Raw genomic sequence first — 18,189 nt, 5'->3', positions numbered from 1 at the left:
ACCTCGCCCGCGCCCGCCTCACCCGGTTCATTCGATGGACTCCCTGATGCGCTCGGCCCCGCGCAGCCGGGCCGGGGCGGCCCGCCGGTTCTCGGCGACCTCCTCCTCGGTGGGAAGTTCGGCACCGCGGGTGAGCAGCTTGAGCCGGGGCTGGTAGCGCTCGGGGACCACCGGCAGCCCGGGCGGCGCGGTGTTGGCGGCGCCCGCCGCGAACACCTGCTTGACCAGCCGGTCCTCCAGCGAGTGGTACGACAGGACGGCGATCCGCCCGCCCACGTCGATCGCCCCGACGGCGGCCGGGATGGCCCGCTCCAGCACGGACAGTTCGCCGTTGACCTCGATGCGCAGTGCCTGGAAGGTGCGCTTGGCCGGGTTGCCGCCGGTGCGCTTGGCGGCCTGGGGAAGGGCGTTGCGGATCAGCTCGACCAGCCGCGCGCTGTGGTCGAACGGCTCCTTCTCGCGCTCGCGCACGATCGCCGAGACGATCCGCTTGGCCTGCTTCTCCTCGCCGTACGCGCGCAGGATCCGCACCAGTTCGCCGGGCGGGTAGGTGTTGAGGACCTCGGCGGCGCTGATGCCGGTCGTCTGGTCCATGCGCATGTCGAGCGGTGCGTCCTGGGCGTAGGCGAAGCCCCGGTCGGCCTCGTCGAGCTGCATGGACGAGACGCCGAGGTCGAACAGGACGCCCTGCACGCGCGCGATGCCGAGCCGTTCGAGGACGTCGGGCAGCTCGTCGTAGACCGCGTGCACCAGGGTCGCGCGCTCACCGAAGGGGGCCAGGCGTTCGCCGGAGAGCCGCAGGGCCTCCTTGTCGCGGTCGAGGGCGACCAGGTGGGCCTCGGGGAATCGCGTCAGGAGGGCCTCGCTGTGTCCGCCGAGGCCGAGGGTGCAGTCGACGACGACCGCTCCGGGCCGCTGGAGGGCGGGGGCCAGCAGGTCCAGGCACCGCTGGAGCATCACCGGGACGTGCCGGCTCTGTCCCGCCTGTCGCCCGCCACCACCCTCATTCGCATGCGCTTCGCGCACCATTTCTCCGGGGCCTCTCAGATCCTGCGGAGAGACGCACCGCCGGGTCCCCGCCCTCTCGCGAGGGGAGGTCCTGCCGGCGCCGGAAGCGTCAGCCGACCGGGAGCGGGAGGAGGCCGAGCCGTACGTACGCGCCGCGCACGCGGGGAGATCTCCGGCAGTCGCACCGGGGTCTCACGGGAATTCAGTCCAGCGGGGAGATCGTGGCCTCCCGCTTCGCGTCACTTTAGTCCACGGTGTCTCGCGGTCAATCAACCGGCCTGCGCGTGGCGGCCCGGCCCGGCGGTGAAGCGGCGGACGACGGGAAATCACCCCCTCGGGCGCTCGCACTCAGTCTTGTGGCTTACCTCACAAACACGCCGTGATGACGGTCTTTTTCCCTTCTCACAGCAGGACCCGAACGGCCGTGACCAGTACCGTCATGGTTATGACGACTTCCGCATCCGTACCCACCGAATCCGAAGGCGCCATACGCGGCGGCACGGTGACCGACCGGCTCGTCGACGCCAACGAGCGGTACGCGGCCGCCTTCACCGACCCCGGCATGGACGCCCGCCCCGTACTGCACGTGGCCGTCGTGGCCTGCATGGACGCCCGTCTCGACCTGCACGCCGCGCTCGGCCTGGAACTGGGCGACTGCCATACGATCCGCAACGCCGGCGGCGTGGTCACCGACGACGTGATCCGGTCGCTCACGATCAGCCAGCGCAAGCTGGGCACCCGCAGCATCGTCCTCATCCACCACACCGGCTGCGGTCTGGAGGCGATCACCGAGGACTTCCGCACCGAGCTGGAGATGGAGGTCGGCCAGCGCCCGGCCTGGGCCGTCGAGGCCTTCCGGGACGTCGACCAGGACATCCGGCAGTCGATGCAGCGCGTGCGCACTTCGCCGTTCCTGCTGCACACCGACGATGTGCGAGGCTTCGTCTTCGACGTGAAGACGGGTCTGCTGCGGGAGATCGACCCCGCGTGACCTTCCGCAGGCGCCGACGACCGCTGTCGGTTTGCTGTTGATTTCCGGTTCCCGGGTGCCCAAATACCCATAGAGCCGACATATCGCGGGCAGTTGTCCACAGGCGAGTGACACGAATCGGTAACGGCAGCAAGAATGCGGTGGTGACGCCACTCCGAACATTTCCCGGGTGGCGCACGTGATTCGGGGTGGGCCGGTCCGCAGGCATGAGCGTCGGCCCGGAAGAGTAACGGGGCCGAGGAGGGCCGGGTGACGACCTATGACGAGCGAGCGAGCCTCACAGATCTGACCGCCACTGTGGAGCGTGTCCGCAGTTCGGTGGAGGGAGTGATCGAGGGCAAGCCCGAGGTCGTACGGCTTTCGCTGACCGTGCTGCTCGCCGAGGGGCATCTTCTGATCGAGGATGTCCCCGGCGTCGGCAAGACGATGCTGGCGAAGGCGCTGGCACGGTCCATCGACTGCTCGGTGCGCCGTATCCAGTTCACGCCCGACCTGCTTCCCTCGGACATCACGGGCGTGTCCATCTGGGACCAGCAGCGCCGTGACTTCGAGTTCAAGCCGGGCGCGATCTTCTCGCAGATCGTGATCGGCGACGAGATCAACCGCGCCTCGCCCAAGACCCAGTCGGCGCTGCTGGAGTCCCTGGAGGAGCGCCAGGTCACCATCGACGGGCAGACGTACGAGCTGCCCAGCCCGTTCATGGTGGTGGCCACGCAGAACCCGGTGGAGATGGAGGGCACCTACCCGCTGCCGGAGGCCCAGCGCGACCGCTTCATGGCCCGGGTCTCCATCGGCTACCCGAGCGCCGAGGCCGAGCTGCAGATGCTCGACGTGCACGGCGGGGCCAGCCCGCTGGACGACCTCCAGCCGGTGGCCCACGCGCACGAGATCGTGAAGCTGATCGACGCCGTCCGCGGTGTCCATGTCGCCGACTCGGTCAAGCGGTACGCGGTCGACCTGGTCTCCGCCACCCGCACCCACCCGGACCTCAGACTCGGCGCCTCGCCGCGCGCGACGCTGCACCTGCTGCGCGCGGCGAAGGCCTCCGCCGCCCTCGGCGGCCGCGACTACGCCCTGCCGGACGACGTGCAGAACCTCGCCGTGGCCGTCCTCGCCCACCGTCTGCTGCCCACCGCGCAGGCCCAGCTCAACCGCCGTACGGCCGAGCAGGTCGTCGAGGAGATCCTCCAGCGCACCCCGGTGCCCGCGGGTCCCCAGCAGCACGCCTACGGCGTGGCCACGGAGCCGTTCGGCCAGCGGCCGCCCCGGAGGCTGTGATGACCGCCGGGGGGACCGGGCAGCCGGAGGCCGGCAGCGGCGACAAGGGCGCCGCCCGTACCGCCCTGGCCGGTCTGACCACCCGAGGGCGCTCCTTCCTGGCCGCCGGCATCGCCGCCGCCATCTGCGCGTACGTGCTCGGCCAGCCCGATCTGCTGCGGGTCGGGCTGCTGCTGGCCGCCCTGCCGCTGATCTGCGCGGCCGTCGTCTACCGCACCCGCTACCGGGTGGCCGGCAGCCGCCGGCTCTCCCCCGCACGGGTGCCCTCCGGCAGCGAGGCCCGCGTCCATCTGCGGATGGACAACGTCTCGCGGCTGCCCACCGGCCTGCTGATGCTCCAGGACCGGGTGCCGTACGTCCTCGGCCCGCGCCCCCGCTTCGTCCTCGACCGCGTCGAGGCGGGCGGCCGCCGCGAGGTGTCCTACCGGGTCCGCTCCGACCTGCGCGGCCGCTACCCGCTGGGCCCGCTCCAGCTGCGCCTGAACGACCCGTTCGGCATGTGCGAGCTGACCAGGTCCTTCTCGACGTACGACACCCTGACCGTGATCCCGCGCGTGGAGGCGCTGCCCCCGGTCCGCCTCGGCGGCGAGGCCAAGGGGTACGGCGACGGACGGCAGCGCTCGCTGGCACTGGCCGGCGAGGACGACGTGATCCCGCGCGGCTACCGCTACGGCGACGACCTGCGCCGGGTGCACTGGCGCCTGACCGCCCGCTACGGCGAGCTGATGGTGCGCCGCGAGGAGCAGCCACAGCGCTCCCGGTGCACGGTCCTGCTGGACACCCGTGCCGTGGCCTACGACGGCGCCGGCCCCGACTCGTCCTTCGAGTGGGCGGTCTCGGCCGCCGCGTCCGTGCTGGTGCACATGCTGGAACGGGGTTTCTCCGTGCGGCTGCTCACGGACACCGGCGCCTCGGTGCCCGGCGAGGGCGCCGACGGGTTCGCCGGAGGCGGCGACGGGTCGGCCGACGCGGCCGGCCTGATGATGGACACCCTGGCGGTGGTCGACCACTCCGACGGCTCCGGCCTGTCCCGCGCCTACGACGTGCTGCGCGGCGGCAACGAGGGGCTGCTCGTGGCCGTCCTCGGCGACATCGACGAGGAGCAGGCGGCGGTGGCCGCGAAGATGCGCCAGCGCAGCGGGGGCGCGGTCGCCTTCCTGCTGGACACCGACGCGTGGGGGCGTGAACCGAACGGCCTCCCCGATCCGATCAACCGGCAGGAGGAGCGGCTGCGCATGCTGCGCGAGGCGGGCTGGACGGCCCTGAGCGTGCCACGGGGCGTCTCGCTGAGCGAGCTGTGGCGCCAGGCCGACCGGGAGCGCGCGGGCATCGTGACCGCGGGCGGTACCTACGGCAGGGAGGCGGGATCGTGAGCGGGCGGGCGAGACTGACGCTGTGCTCGGCGGCGGCCACGCTGATGGCCTCGTGCACCCTGCTGCCCCTGGTCGACCCGGCCACCTGGCTCCTCCAGGCGGCCTTCCTGCTGGCGATCCAGTCCGGGGTGGGCGCCGCCGCGCGCCGGGTTCCGCTGGCCCGGCCGCTGACGGTGGCCGTCCAGGCGCTGGTCACCCTGATGCTGCTGACGCTGGTCTTCGCCCGGGAGCACGCCCTGATCGGCCTGGTCCCCGGCCCGGAGGCCTTCGGGCACTTCGGCGACCTGTTCCAGGCGGGCGCCGACGACGTGACCCGGTACGCCATCCCGGCCCCGCTCTCCGACGGCATCCGGCTGATGGTGATCGGCGGCGTGCTGGTGATCGGGCTGGCGGTGGACACCCTCGCGGTGACCTACCGCAACGCGGCCCCGGCCGGCCTGCCGCTGCTCGCGCTGTACTCGGTGGCCGCGGGCCTGGCCGACGGGGGCGCCGACTGGCTGTGGTTCCTGGTCGCCGCGGCCGGCTATCTGATGCTGCTGCTGGCCGAGGGCCGGGAGCGGCTCTCGCAGTGGGGCCGGGTCTTCGGCGGGGTCGCGCGCTCCCCGGGCGAGCCGAGCGGTCCGGTGGCACCCGTGCGCACCGGCCGGCGGATCGGCATGGCCGCCCTGGGCGTCGCCCTGGTGGTGCCGCTGCTGCCGCTGCCGGCCATCCAGGGCGGCCTGCTGGACGGCACGGGCGCCGGCGTCGGCGCGGGCAACGGCAGCGGGGGCACGATCTCCGCGGTCAACCCCCTGGTCTCGCTCCGCGACAGCCTGAACGTGGACGAGGACCGCACGGTCCTGACCCTGCGCACGAACTCCACCAACACCTCGGACATGTATCTGCGGATCGTGTCCCTGGACGACTTCGACGGCACCACCTGGAAGCCGCAGAAGCGCCACATCGTCGCCGTGCCGGACGAGTTCCCGACGCCCAGCGGTCTGAGCCCCGACATCAAGCGCACCGTGATCACCACCCGGGTCGTCGCCGCCAACGGGTACGCGCAGGACTGGCTGCCGATGCCGTACCCGCCGAGCAGTGTGCGGATCGAGGGCAACTGGCGGTACGAACCGGTCGGTATGACGCTGGTCGGCGACCACGGCCAGAAGACCAGCGGCAAGAGCTACGAGGTGAAGAGCCTCGACGTGCAGCCGACGGCGGAGCAGCTGGCCTCCGCGTCCGAGGCGCCCAGCACGATCCGCGACAACTACACCGAGGTGCCGGACTCCCTCCCGTCGGTGGTGGCTCAGCGGGCCCGCCAGATCACCAAGGGCGCCACGAGCGACTACGAGCGAGCGGTCAAGCTCCAGGACTACTTCGCGGTGACCGGCGGCTTCGAGTACGACACCGAGGTCGAGGTCGGCTCCGGGCCCGACGCGATCGCCCGCTTCCTGCGGGACAAGCAGGGCTTCTGCGTCCACTACTCGTTCGCGATGGCGGCGATGGCCCGCACGCTGGGCATACCGGCCCGGGTCGCGGTGGGCTTCGCGCCGGGCTCGCCGCAGGCGGACGGCTCGGTCGCGGTGTCCCTGAAGGACGCGCACGCCTGGCCGGAGCTGTACTTCGAGGGCGTGGGCTGGACCCGCTTCGAGCCCACGCCGACGCGCGGTACGACGCCCACGTACACCCTGCCGGACACCTCGGGCCAAGTCGTTCCCGAGGTGCCCGAGGCCTCCAGCTCGGCGGGCGCCGAGCCGTCGGCCGCGCCCTCGGCGAGCACGAGCTGCGCGGCCGCGGACAAGAAGGAGGCCGAGGCCTGCGCCGCCGTGCTGCCGCTGGACGAGGTGGACCAGGGCGGCGGTGGCACCCCGTGGTACGCGATCGCCGGGTGGACGCTGCTGGGGGCGGCGGCACTGGCCGTCCCGCTGCTGCCGATGCTGTGGCGGCTGAGACGGCGGTCGGTGCGGCTGGCGTCGGCCCGGCACACCGGGTCCGCGGCCGGCGCGGCACCCCCGGGCCGCCGCGGGAGTGGCGAGGGCGAGGACGGCCTGCGGACGGACGGTCCCGGTGGGGCGGTGCGGCTGGACGTGCCGGCGCGGGAGGCCGGCGAGGCGGCCGTCGCCCATGTGCTGGCGGTCTGGCGCGAGCTGACGGACACCGCCTGGGACTACGGCATCGAGCCGGACGAGGCGCTGACCCCGCGTCGCGCGGCGGAGCGGATCGTCCGGCTCGGGGAGCTGGACGCCTCGGTGAGCCGCTCGGTGCACCGGGTGGCCGGTGCCGTGGAGCAGGTGCTGTTCGCCCCGCAGCCGCGGGCCGAGGCCGGCCTGGCCGACGAGGTGCGCGCGGTACGGGCGGCCCTGCGGGCGAGGGTCAGCCGGACCACCCGGATCCGGGCGGTCGTCGCCCCGCGCTCGGCCGTGCGTGCGGTCTGGGATCTCGCGGACCGCTGGACGGCCCTCAAGGCATCCTGGGCGGCCCGGCTGAAGACGCCGGCCTGGGCGGCCCGCCTGGTGACGCTGGTCCGCCGGCCGAGCGGCCAACAGAGCGGCTGAGCACCTGAGCACCTGAGCGGCTGAGTCCTCGTGTCGCCTCGCGCCGGTCTGCACCGGCGCGAGGCGCGAGGCCGGCGGGCAGCAGCCTGCGGGCAGCAGTCGGCAGTCGGCAGGCAGCAGCCGCGACGGGAGACGAGAGGCACGGCACGTGCGTGCGGGGTGCGCAGGGCATGCGTGAGGGGGTGACCACCCGAAGGCGGTCACCCCCTCACGGACATCTGGACGCGGCTATGGCGTGCTGCCCCGGGACGGTGTCAGTGGCCCTGGCCACCCTGCTCGTCACGGCGGCGCTGCCAGCGCTGCTCGATTCGGTCCATCATGGAGCGCTTCTGCCGGGCCTGACCGTGCGTGTGCGACGCACCGCCGGCGGACTGTTCACCCGGTTTGGGGGCCTTGCGCCAGCCGGTCACGGCGAGCACGGCGCACCCCAGCATCACCAGGAAGCCCACCACACTGAGCCAGACCTGCTTGGCGACCATACCGGCCATGAGGAGCGCGATACCCATGAGGAAGCCCGCGACCGCCTGGTAGACCCGCCGCCGGGTGTACGTGCGCAGCCCGCTTCCCTCGAGCGCCGACGCGAACTTGGGATCTTCGGCGTACAGCGCTCGCTCCATCTGCTCGAGCATGCGCTGCTCGTGCTCCGAGAGCGGCACGGAGTCCTCCTCATCGTGCAGTCGCCGGGGCGACTTGGGGGTCCCTTCAGGATAGGCAGGGAATCGCCCCCGTGAAACCCGCCCCTCTACGCCAATTGGCCAACCGGAGCCCGCCATGGACGTCCCGGCTCGCTGAAGTTTCCATTCCCCAGCGGCCGACCCGTCATGCCGGGCGGTCTCCCTCGATCATACGGCGCACTACGCCCGAACGGGGGGCCTGTGGCGTACTCCATGTGCGGCCAAGTCCCTGATCAGCGGCGCACCCCAGGAGAGACTCAGGCCTCGTCGGTCCCCCGAGTCTCACCGAGCACATGGAGCTGAGTGGCCACGGAGTGGAACGCGGGGAGTTCGGCGGCGGCCTCCTCCAGCTTCAGCAGGGCCTCCAGGGCGCCGGGCTCGGTGTCCACGAGCACCCCGGGGACGAGGTCGGCGAAGATCCGTACACCGTGCACGGCGCCGACCCGCAGGCCCGCGCCCTCGACCAGGGCGGTGAGCTGCTCGGCGGTGAAGCGGCGCGGCACGGGGTCGCCGGTGCCCCAGCGGCCGTCCGGGTCGGAGAGGGCCTGCCGGGCCTCCTTGAAGTGGCCGGCGAGGGCCCGGGCGAGCACGGCCCCGCCGAGACCGGCGGCGAGGAGGCTGAGGACACCCTCGGGGCGCAGGGCCGCCACCGCGTTGCGGACGCCCTCGGCGGGGTCGTCGACGTACTCCAGGACGCCGTGGCACAGGACGGCGTCGTAGCCGCCGCGCTCGACCACGTCGAAGAGGCCGTGGGCGTCGCCCTGGACGCCCCGGACGCGGTCGGCGACCCCGGCCTCGGCGGTGCGGCGCTCCAGGGCGAACAGCGCGTTGGGGCTGGGGTCGACGACGGTGACCCGGTGTCCGAGGCGGGCGACGGGCACCGCGAAGTTGCCGCTGCCACCGCCGGTGTCGAGCACGTCCAGCGTCTCGCGACCGGTGGCCTTGACCCGGGCTTCGAGGGCGTCCTGGAGGACCTCCCAGACCACGGCGGTACGGAGAGAGGCGCGGGGGCGAAAGGGGCCGGAGCTCAGCGACGCCGTTTGAGGGTGGTGGTGGGAGACGGGCGGGCGCATCGGGTCCGGCACGGCAGTTGACTCCTCGGCGCGGCACCGCCTCTTGCGCGGCGGAGCGAACGGGGTGCCTTCCGGGCCCCGGGCTGGGCAAGGGTGGCGGGAAGGCTTCAGGCGTCTTCCACCCTATTGCCTCCGCCGCCGTACCCGGTCATCACCCGGTCGTCGCCGTGGGCGGCCGCCCGCCGCCGGTCAGCCCGCGTCCGGCATGGCGCGTCCGCCGTCGGAGCCGTCCGCTCCGTCCCCGTCCTGGCGTGGCTGGGGCAGGACGGGCTGGAGGACCAGCATGCGTTCGACGAGGCGGACGAACATCGCCACGTCGCGGATCAGGTCGTCGGCGTCCCGGCGGCTGGCCGCGCCCTTGATGCCCGCCTCCGCCCGGGCGCGGCGCCGGGCCCCGGAGGCGAACAGCGCGCTCCACTCGGTCAGCTCGGGCGCTATCTCGGGGAGCACTTCCCAGGCGCTCCGGATGCGCGCCCGCCGTCGGGGCGAGGGGTCGGGGCGGCCCCGCGCCGCGAGGACGGCGGCGGCGGTGCGCAGGGCGGCGAGGTGGGCGATGGCGTAGCGCTCGTTGGGGGTGTCGAGGGCGGTGGCCTCGTCCAGTCCGGCGCGGGCCTGGGCGAGCAGGTCGAGGGCGGCGGGCGGGGCCGTGGTGCGGCGCAGCACCGGGTGGACGTCGCTCGCCGGGCCGGTCAGTGAGGGGGCAGGGCCGGTGGCGCGGCGCCGGTGGGCGGCGGCTGCGTGGTAGCTGGCCATGACGAACCTCCTGTCGTCTGGGTGACGGCACGCACTGTCCGGTGGTGCCGTATGTGCCCATCGTGAGGTATGCCACTGACAATCCGTTCTGACCTGGGCTTTTGCCTCGATCGAAAGTTCGGGCTAGTTTTTGCACTGACCAGTCAGTTCAAAAAGTGACACTCAGGGGGAGCTGTGGGCGGCGTCCGCATCGCAGCCGAGGGCCTCGGCCTCGAAGGCCCGCGTGGATGGGCCTTCCGGGGAATCGGCCTCGACGCACCGGAAGGCTCGCTGATCGCGATCGAAGGACCGTCCGGCTCGGGCCGTACGAGCCTGCTGCTCGCGCTCACCGGCCGTATGAAGGCCACCGAAGGGACGGCGGCCGTGGGCGACGCACGGCTGCCGAAGCAGTTGGCGGCCGTGCGCCGCTTCAGCGCGCTCGCGCACGTCGCCGGCGTCACCGACCTCGACCCGGCCCTCACGGTCGGCGAGCACCTGCACGAACGGGCGCTGCTCCAACGGCGCTTCGGCGCCTCCGTACGGGAGCTGCTGCGCCCGCGCGCGGAACGGGCGACGGAGGCGAGGCTGCGTATCGACACCGCGCTCGCCGCCGCCGGACTCGACCGCGAGACCCTGCCCAAGGGCACCCGGACCGCCGTGCGCGATCTGGAGCGGATCGAGGCGCTGCGGCTGTCGGTGGCCCTGGCGCTCATCGGGCGGCCGCGGCTGCTCGGGGTCGACGACACCGATCTGAAGCTGTCCGCGGCCGAACGCGCCGAGGTCTGGGACCTCCTGGCGTCGATCGCCGGGTCCGGCACCACCGTCCTGGCGGTCTGCGCCGAGGCCCCCGAAGGGGCCCTCGGGCTGTCCACCCGGCCGGGCGACCGGCCGGGGCCGAAGGCCGACGAACCCGAGGCCGAACCCGAGCCCGAGGACGGCGAGCACCCCGAAGCCACCGAGCCCGCCGAGGCCACCGAGACCACCGAGGCCGGCAAGCACCCCGACCACGTCGACGGCCGAAAGCCCTCCGTCGACGAAGACCCCGACGCGCACGAAGAGGAGAAGGCCGATGCGCTCGCCGAAACTGGCCGCGCTTGAGCTGCGCCGCTTCGGCAGGGGGAAGCTGCCGCGGGCCGCGCTCGTCGCGCTCCTGCTGCTGCCCCTGCTGTACGGCGCGCTGTACCTGTGGTCGTTCTGGGACCCGTACGGCCGGCTCGACCGCATCCCCGTGGCCCTGGTGAACGACGACCGGGGGGCGACCGCCGACGGGAAGAAGCTCAGCGCCGGTGACGACATCACCGAAGGGCTGCGCGACAGCGAGGTCTTCGACTGGCACGAGGTGAGCGCCGCACAGGCACGCGCGGGTGTGGAGGACGGCACGTACTACCTGTCGCTGACCATGCCGGCCGACTTCAGCAGGCGTATCGCCTCCAGTGCGGGCGACTCCCCCGAGACCGGCGCCCTCCAGGTGCGCACGAACGACGCGAACAACTACATCGTCGGACAGATCTCCCGGACGGTCTTCAGCGAGGTGCGCACGGCCGCCTCCACCAAGGCGTCGCGGTCCTTCCTCGACAAGATGTTCATCTCGTTCTCCGACATCCACGGCGCGACCGCGGAGGCCGCGGACGGCGCCGACGACCTCACGGGCGGCATCGGGAAGGCCGAGAAGGGCTCCAAGGACCTCGCCGACGGGCTGAAGGACGCCAAGAAGGGCAGCGGGAAGCTGTCCAAGGGGCTGAAGAAGCTCGACTCCGGGGCCGGTGACCTCCAGGACGGCTCGCAGCAGGTCGCGGACGGCACCCAGGCGCTGGCCGACAAGGTCAACGGGTTCGCCGGCAACCTGGGGCCCTTCCTGGAGGACAACGAGAAGACCATCGGGGACACGGCCCAGCTGGTCGCCGACTCCGCCGAGGTGGTCGACAGCCATCTGGAGACCCTCGTCAAGACGGCTCCGACCGCCGCCGAGGGCGCCCACACCGCCGCGGACACCCTCGCGGCCGTCTACCTCGCGCGCTGCGAGGACCAGATCCTGGCCGACCCCGCCTGCACGGACCTGAAGAAGGCCCGGGACTCCGCCGCCGACGTGGCGACCGTCGCCGACGACGTGAACACGCTGATCACCGACCAGGACGGTGACCTCAAGACGCTCCGCACCAATCTCGGCACCCTCCAGGAGCAGGCCCAGGCCCTCGCCGACCACGCCCCGTACCTCTCCGAGGACCTCGACGACGCCGTGGAGAAGGTCAACGCCCTCAACACGGGCGCCGCGAAGGTCGCCAAGGGCGCGAAGAAGCTGCACACCGGGCTCGGCACCGCCGACACCGGGGCCGGTGACCTGAACGAGGGCGTCGGCAGGCTCAAGACCGGCGCCGAGGACCTCAACGGGGGCATGTTCAAGCTGGTCGACGGCTCCGGGAAGCTCGCCGGCGGTCTGCACGACGGCGCCGCCCAGATCCCCGACTACGACGAGGACGCGCGCGACGCGCGCACCGCCGTCATGGCCGACCCCGTCCAGCTGGTCTCCAGGGACCTGCACAAGGCGCCCAACTACGGCACCGGTTTCGCCCCGTACTTCATCCCGCTGTCGCTGTGGGTGGGCGCCATGGTGGCGTACATGCTGATCGCGCCGATGAACCGGCGCGCGCTCGCCGCGGGCGCCTCGGCCTGGCGGATCGCGCTGGCGGGCTGGCTGCCGGTGGTGGCGATCGGGGTGCTCCAGACCACGGCCCTGATGGCGGTGCTGCACTGGGCGATCGGCCTGGAGATGGCGCGGGCGGCCGGGACGGTGGGCTTCCTGTTCCTGGTGACGGCGTGTTTCGCGGCCCTCGTGCAGTGGCTCAACGCACGCTTCGGCGCGGCCGGCCGGATCCTCGTCCTCGCCCTGCTGATGCTCCAGCTGACCTCCGCGGGCGGCACCTACCCCGTGCAGACCAGCCCCGGCTTCTTCAACGCCATCCACCCCTACCTGCCGATGAGTTACGTCGTCGAGGCGCTCCGCAGGCTGATCACGGGCGGCGGGCTGGAACCGGTGGGGTACGCGTGCGCGGTGCTCGTCGCGTTCACGGCCGGCGCCCTCGCGCTGACCGCCCTGTCGGCCCGCCGCCGCCAGGTGTGGACCCTGGACCGGCTGCACCCGGAGCTGAGCCTGTGAAGATCCGGCATCCGCGGGCCCGGGTTCCTGTGACAATCGGGACCATGGAAAGCAGCACCACCTCGGGCGGCCGCACCCGTCGCGAGGCCACTCGGCAGAAGCTCTACGAGGCGGCCGTCACACTCATCGCCGAGCAGGGGTTCTCCGCCACCACGGTGGACGAGATCGCCGAACGGGCCGGCGTCGCGAAGGGCACGGTCTACTACAACTTCGCGAGCAAGTCGGTCCTCTTCGAGGAGTTGCTGCGGCACGGCGTGGGTCTCCTCACCGCCTCCCTGCGGGACGCCGCCGAACGCGCGGACCGGGAGGGCCGCGGCAAGGTCGACGCCCTGGACGCGATGATCCGCGCGGGTCTCGTCTTCATCGAGCGCTACCCGTCCTTCACCCAGCTGTACGTGGCCGAGCTGTGGCGCACCAACCGGGCCTGGCAGTCCACCCTCATGGTGGTGCGCCAGGAGGCGGTGGCGGTCGTCGAGGGCGTCCTGCGCGACGGCGTGGCGAACGGCGAGTTCAGCGACGAGATCGACGTCCAGCTGACCGCGGCCGCGCTGGTCGGGATGGTGCTGGTGGCGGCCCTGGACTGGCAGGCCTTCCAGCCGGAGCGCTCGCTGGACGACGTCCACGCGGCGCTGTCCCGGCTGCTCCAGGGCCGGGTGAGCGGCCACCGGTAGGGCGGCTCCCACAGGCGCCGGAACACAGGAGAGCGCCGGTTCGCCGTGGCCGCGTCCCCCGCGGGCCACCACGAACCGGCGCTTCCCCGTTCCCCCCGTTCCCCCCGTTCCCCTCCCCTGCTCCCCCGTCGTCCCCCGCTCGGTCGCTCCCCCGGGGTTCCCCCCGTGCCTCGCTCCCGCCGAGCGTGTCGGCGGAAGGAGCGGATCGAGGGCCGCTCCGTTCCGGCGCCCCGTGTCGCCGGTGCCGGAGCCGCGCCCCTTCTCCGTGCCTCCACTCTTCCGTTCGCGCAGGTCGCCCCCCATCCGCGCGCGTACTCAACTCGCACCCTAGGTACGTGTACTCAGACCTGAGGGCTCAACCCCAGGACGCCGTCCGTCCGACTGGTTACGATCGCGTCCGTGTCCGTACTCCCCCTGGTCTTCACGAGCGGCTGGGCCAGTGGCGTCAACGCCTACGCGGTGGTGCTGCTGCTCGGCCTGTTCGGCGCGGCCGGTCTGAGCGACGACGTCCCGCAGACCCTTCAGCGCCCCGAGGTGCTGATCGTGGCGGCCGTGCTGTTCCTGTGCGAGGCCGTCGCCGACAAGATCCCGTACGTCGACTCGGCCTGGGACTCCGTGCACACCCTGATCCGGCCGGCCGCCGGTGCCTGGGTCGGGGCCCTGCTCGCCGGGCAGAGCGGCTCGCTCTCCGACGTGGCGGCGGGCCTGCTCGGCGGTTCGACCGCGCTGGCCAGCCACACCGTCAAGGCGGGCACACGGATGGCGGTCAACACCTCGCCGGAGCCCCTCAGCAACGTGGTCGTGAGCCTGGCCGAGGATCTCGGGGTCGCCGGGATCGTGACGTTCGCGATGTTCCACCCGGGGGCCGCGGCCGTCATCGCGGGCGTGCTGCTGCTGGCCGGGCTCGTGGTCCTGTACTTCCTGGTCTCCCGGATCCGCCGCTTCCTGCGCCGCAGGGCCCAGCGCCGGGAGGAACGTCGGCTGACCCGGCATCCGGACGCCCCACCGGGCTGACGTCCCGCCCGCACAGGGCGTCCGGTCCCGTCGTACCGGCCGGGGGCCGGACTGTCGGTGGCGGCCGATAAAGTCGCGGGCATGGCACGGATTGCGGTGATCGGCGCCGGGACGGGCGCGCTGGCGGCCGCCGCCCGGCTGGCCGTCGCGGGCCACCGGGTGGCGGTGTACGAGCGTACGGAGACGTACGGCGGCGCGCTGCGCCGTTTCGAACGGGACGGCTTCGCCTTCGACACCGGCCCGGGGCTGCTCCCGCTCCCCGCGGTCTACCGCGATCTGTTCGTGAAGACCGGCAAGGAGCCGCTGGAGTCCTGCGTCGAACTGGTCCAGGTCGACCCGTCCGCCCGGCACGTGTTCGCGGACGGCACCGCGGTGTCCCTGCCGAACGCCTCGCGCGCGGGCGTGGTCGCGGCGCTGGACGACACGCTGGGGGCGGGCGCCGGGCAGCGCTGGGGCGACTTCCTGGTCCGGGCCCGCGAGACCTGGGACCGCACCCGCAGGCCGCTCCTGGAGGAGCCCCTGTGGCCCGACTGGCCGGTGCTGGCAGGCCGTGAGCCCTACCCGGCGGTGCCCCACAAACGTCTGCTGCGCACCCGCAGGGCCGGCACGCTCGCCGAGGTCGGCGCCTGGGAGCTGCGCGACCCCCGGCTCGCCGCCCTGCTGGAGGGGCACGCGCTCGCGTACGGCCTCGATCCGCGGGTCGCCCCGGCGAGCGCGGCGGTGCTGCCGTACATGGAGCACGCCTTCGGCATGTGGTACGTGCGCGGCGGGCTGCGGGAGCTGGCCCGTGCCCTGTACGAGCGGTGCCTGGCGCGCCGGGTCGAGTTCGTCTTCGGCGCGGACGTCACCCGGATCCTGGAGAAGGACGGCCGGGTGGCGGGTGTGGAACTGGCCGGGGGCACCTCCCGGGCTTCGGGCTCCGGGGGAGGCGAGGTCGTGGAGGCCGACATCGTGATCGCCCCCGGGAGCGCCGACGGGCTTCCCGCGCGGGGCGAGGGCGAGGTCCCGCCCCAGCGGGGTATGCCCAGCCGGCTGACGGTGCTGCTCGCGCTGCGCGGCGGCCGGCCGGAGGGCACCGCGCACCGGACGGTGGTGCACAGCGAGGACCGTGACGGCGAACTGGAGAGCCTGTTCGGTACGGCTCCCGGGGTGCCCGCGCGGCCGACGGTCACGGTGCTGCGGCCCGGCGACCCCGCGCTGGTGCCGGACGCCGGGCACGAGACGGTGACGCTCACCGCCGTGGTCCCGGCCGGGGCGCGGACGTCCGACGCGCACGCGGACGCACTGGTCGCCGTCGCCGAGCGTGCAGTGCCCGGTCTCCGCGACCGCGTCCTGTGGCGTGAGGTGCGCACCCCCGCCGACATCGCGGCGGAGACGGGCGTTACGGGCGGGGCGGTGCCGGCACCGGCGCTGGCCGCGGCCGGGGGCCGGCTGCTGCACCCGGCGAGCGTCACGGGGCTGGACGGACTGTTCACCGTCGGCGGCTGGTCGCACCCCGGGGGCGGGCTGCCGCACGCGGGCATGTCGGGCGCGCTGGTGGCCGGACTGATCGTGGAGGGGCCGGAGTTCCGGGGCTCTCAGTGAGCCGGTGACGGACGCCGGCACCGGCGCCGGAGAACCGCCGGACCGCCGGTCGTCACCGCGGCCGGCGGAGTGCTGTGGAGCGGGTCAGAAGCGGTACTGCTGCTCGTCGTACCCGTTGCCCTGTCCTTGCTGCCCCTGCTGCCCCTGCTGTCCTTCGCCCTGGTACGGGTAGGACTGCTCGGGCGGGAGTTCGCCGCCGAACTGGTCGTCGGTGCTGCGCTGCTGCGGGACCCAGACACCGCCGGCCGGGGTCTCGCCGTAGCCGCCGGTCGCGTACTGGTCCTGGCCGTAGCCCTGCTGCCCGTACTGCTGCTGGCCGTAGCCGGCGTCGTAGGAGCCCCCGCCGTAGGTCTGGGTGCCGATGTACGGGTCGGAGTAGGCCGCGTACTGCTGTTCGCCGGTGGCGTCGTAGCCGTACTGCTGCTGGTTGTACCCGGTGTAGCCGTCGTAGCCGTAGGTCTGGTCGGCGCTGCCCTGGGCGGCCGTCGCGTACTGGTCCTGGGGCTGGCCGGTGGCACCGGCGTAGGCGGTGTCGCTGTATATGCCGTAGGAGCCGGTGTCGTCGGGCATGGGCGTCGGCTCGTAGACGGCGGTGGACTCGGCCTCGGAGGCCTGGGTGCCGCGGCCGGCGGGCGTGAACACGTCGTCGCGGTCGTAGTCGTCGTCGGGGTAGGCGCTCTTGTCCCGGCCGAATCCCATGCCGTCGCCGTTGTACGGCGGCTCCCCGCCGTCGGCGTAGCCGGCCTCGCCCTGCTCCAGGTCGTCGGCCTCGGAGTCCTGGCGCTCGGCCTTGCCGCGGCGGCGCTTGGGCAGGGGCCCGGCGGTCTCGTCGTCGTTCTCGTCGCCCCCGCGGCGTACGGCCCAGCCCTCGGCGAAGCCGCGGCGGAACGACAGCGTGACGTAGGTCTGGCCGACCGCGAAGGCGGCCGCGCCCAGTCCGATGACGACGACCGACGGGATCAGGACACCGAGGACGACGCCCAGGAAGCCGCCGAACGCCAGCAGCCGCCAGCGCAGCCGTGCCTTGTACTGAAGCAGGACCTCGCCCAGCAGCCACAACGCGACGATGCCGAACGCGATGTAGAGGACCGTCCAGCCCATGTACGCCCCTCTCACAGTGGCCGCTACGCAGTGTGTCTCATGTCGGTGCGACCGGTCTAGGCCTGAGGTGGGTGGTGCAGGCCCAGGTTCTCGTAGATTTCCAGCGTCGCCGTGGAGTTGTTGAGCGTGATGAAGTGCAGTCCGGGCACTCCCTCGGCCAGCAGCCGAGCGCAGAACTCCGTGGCGAACTCGATTCCCAACGAGCGTACAGTGGCCGGATCCTCTTTGGCTGTGAGGATCCGCTCTTTCAACTCCGCGGGGAAGTGCGCGTTGCTGAGCTTCGGCAGCCTCTCCAGCATCTTCACACTCGTCACCGGCAGGATCTCGGGGATGACCGGGGTGTCACAGCCGGCCGCCGCCACCCGGTCGCGCAGCCGCAGGTACGACTCGGGCTGGAAGAACATCTGGGTGATCGCGTAGTCGGCGCCGGCCCGGCACTTGTCGACGAAGTGCGCGACGTCCGTGTCCCACTCGCTGGAGCGCGGGTGCATCTCGGGGAATGCCGCGACGCCCACGCAGAAGTCGCCCGACTCCTTGATGAGCCGGACCAGCTCGGCGGCGTAGGTGAGGCCCCGCGGGTGCGGGACCCAGGCGCCCATCGGGTCGCCCGGCGGGTCGCCGCGCACCGCGAGCATGTTGCGGATCCCGGCGTCGGCGTACTGGCCGATGATGTTGCGCAGCTCGGCGATGGAGTGGTCGACGGCGGTGAGATGGGCCACCGGGGTCAGGGTGGTGTCGACGACGATCTGCTGCGTCTCCTTGACCGTGGTCGCCCGGGTAGTGCCGCCGGCACCGTAGGTGACCGAGACGAAGTCGGGGGCGACCGCCTCGACCCTGCGGAGCGCGTTCCACAGACTCCGCTCGCCCTTGGGCGTCTTCGGCGCGTAGAACTCGAACGAGTACGTCGTCTTGCCGGTGGCCAGGATGTCGCGCACGGTGCGTGCGCGGTCGGTCCTGGTCGATGCGGTTCCGAGGGCCATACCCGCAGGTTAGTCAGGGGTC

Annotated in this window: 15 protein-coding genes; 9 read left to right on the top strand and 6 right to left on the bottom strand. The window is 72.9% G+C overall.

Features of this window, described 5'->3' with window-relative positions; translation table 11 throughout:
• Positions 1-27 precede the first annotated feature (27 nt).
• Entirely contained in the window at positions 28-1,029 is a 1,002-nt protein-coding gene (gene rsmH, locus IE275_RS37945; protein ID WP_189717227.1) for a 16S rRNA (cytosine(1402)-N(4))-methyltransferase RsmH, read from the bottom strand.
• A 361-nt stretch (positions 1,030-1,390) separates the two neighbouring features.
• Between rsmH and IE275_RS37940 the strand changes: the two genes are divergently transcribed.
• The 4 genes from IE275_RS37940 (at position 1,391) to IE275_RS37925 (ending at position 7,184) form a co-directional block, all read left to right on the top strand.
• A complete protein-coding gene (locus tag IE275_RS37940) occupies positions 1,391-1,999 on the top strand; it encodes a beta-class carbonic anhydrase (RefSeq protein ID WP_189717226.1) in 609 nt (202 codons plus the stop codon).
• A gap of 249 nt (positions 2,000-2,248) precedes the next feature.
• A complete protein-coding gene (locus IE275_RS37935) occupies positions 2,249-3,277 on the top strand; it encodes an AAA family ATPase (RefSeq protein WP_189717225.1) in 1,029 nt (342 codons plus the stop codon).
• A complete protein-coding gene (locus tag IE275_RS37930) occupies positions 3,277-4,650 on the top strand; it encodes a DUF58 domain-containing protein (protein ID WP_189717224.1) in 1,374 nt (457 codons plus the stop codon). The genes IE275_RS37935 and IE275_RS37930 overlap by 1 nt, the downstream gene beginning before the upstream one ends.
• Entirely contained in the window at positions 4,647-7,184 is a 2,538-nt protein-coding gene (locus IE275_RS37925) for a transglutaminase TgpA family protein (protein ID WP_189717223.1), read from the top strand. Before IE275_RS37930 ends, IE275_RS37925 begins: the two co-directional genes overlap by 4 nt.
• Positions 7,185-7,438: 254 nt before the next feature.
• Here the strand turns inward: IE275_RS37925 and IE275_RS37920 are convergent, their stop codons facing one another.
• The 3 genes from IE275_RS37920 to IE275_RS37910 all read right to left on the bottom strand — a co-directional run bounded on the left by IE275_RS37920 (position 7,439) and on the right by IE275_RS37910 (position 9,684).
• The gene (locus IE275_RS37920) at positions 7,439-7,840 is read right to left on the bottom strand and encodes an SCO2097 family morphological protein (protein ID WP_189717222.1); all 402 of its coding nucleotides are present in this window, start codon (positions 7,838-7,840) and stop codon (positions 7,439-7,441) included.
• Between the two features lie 275 nt (positions 7,841-8,115).
• Positions 8,116-8,943, bottom strand: a complete 828-nt coding sequence (locus IE275_RS37915) for a methyltransferase (protein ID WP_189717221.1) — start codon at positions 8,941-8,943, stop codon at positions 8,116-8,118.
• Positions 8,944-9,120: 177 nt separating this feature from the next.
• On the bottom strand, positions 9,121-9,684 hold the full coding sequence (locus tag IE275_RS37910) for an SAV_6107 family HEPN domain-containing protein (RefSeq protein ID WP_189717220.1): 564 nt from the start codon (positions 9,682-9,684) through the stop codon (positions 9,121-9,123).
• 174 nt (positions 9,685-9,858) lie between these two features.
• On the opposite strand from IE275_RS37910, the gene IE275_RS37905 reads away from it, so the two are divergent.
• From IE275_RS37905 to IE275_RS37885, 5 genes are all read left to right on the top strand, one after another.
• On the top strand, positions 9,859-10,761 hold the full coding sequence (locus IE275_RS37905; RefSeq protein WP_189717219.1) for an ATP-binding cassette domain-containing protein: 903 nt from the start codon (positions 9,859-9,861) through the stop codon (positions 10,759-10,761).
• Positions 10,733-12,817: a YhgE/Pip domain-containing protein gene (locus IE275_RS37900; protein WP_189717218.1), complete on the top strand. Its 2,085-nt coding sequence runs from the start codon at positions 10,733-10,735 to the stop codon at positions 12,815-12,817. The genes IE275_RS37905 and IE275_RS37900 overlap by 29 nt, the downstream gene beginning before the upstream one ends.
• A gap of 44 nt (positions 12,818-12,861) precedes the next feature.
• Positions 12,862-13,488 carry a TetR/AcrR family transcriptional regulator gene (locus IE275_RS37895; protein ID WP_189717217.1) on the top strand — a complete coding sequence of 209 codons (627 nt, stop codon included), beginning with the start codon at positions 12,862-12,864 and terminating at the stop codon, positions 13,486-13,488.
• A 399-nt stretch (positions 13,489-13,887) separates the two neighbouring features.
• Complete coding sequence (locus IE275_RS37890) at positions 13,888-14,502, top strand: DUF4126 domain-containing protein (RefSeq protein WP_189717216.1); 615 nt, start codon at positions 13,888-13,890, stop codon at positions 14,500-14,502.
• An 81-nt stretch (positions 14,503-14,583) separates the two neighbouring features.
• Positions 14,584-16,086 (top strand): phytoene desaturase family protein, encoded by a 1,503-nt coding sequence (locus tag IE275_RS37885; RefSeq protein WP_189717215.1) that lies wholly within the window; start codon positions 14,584-14,586, stop codon positions 16,084-16,086.
• Positions 16,087-16,170: 84 nt separating this feature from the next.
• Here the strand turns inward: IE275_RS37885 and IE275_RS37880 are convergent, their stop codons facing one another.
• Together IE275_RS37880 and metF are read right to left on the bottom strand one after the other, a co-directional pair.
• Positions 16,171-17,187, bottom strand: coding sequence for an SCO2102 family sporulation regulator (locus tag IE275_RS37880; RefSeq protein WP_189717214.1), 1,017 nt, complete (start codon positions 17,185-17,187; stop codon positions 16,171-16,173).
• A gap of 56 nt (positions 17,188-17,243) precedes the next feature.
• The gene (gene metF / locus IE275_RS37875; protein WP_189717213.1) at positions 17,244-18,167 is read right to left on the bottom strand and encodes a methylenetetrahydrofolate reductase [NAD(P)H]; all 924 of its coding nucleotides are present in this window, start codon (positions 18,165-18,167) and stop codon (positions 17,244-17,246) included.
• Between the last annotated feature and the right edge of the window lie 22 nt (positions 18,168-18,189).

This window comes from Streptomyces phaeofaciens, from assembly GCF_014648915.1.
Classification (GTDB): Bacteria; Actinomycetota; Actinomycetes; order Streptomycetales; family Streptomycetaceae; genus Streptomyces; species Streptomyces phaeofaciens.
Note: the sequence above shows the minus strand (reverse complement) of the source record. Positions and strands in the feature narration are given on the sequence as shown.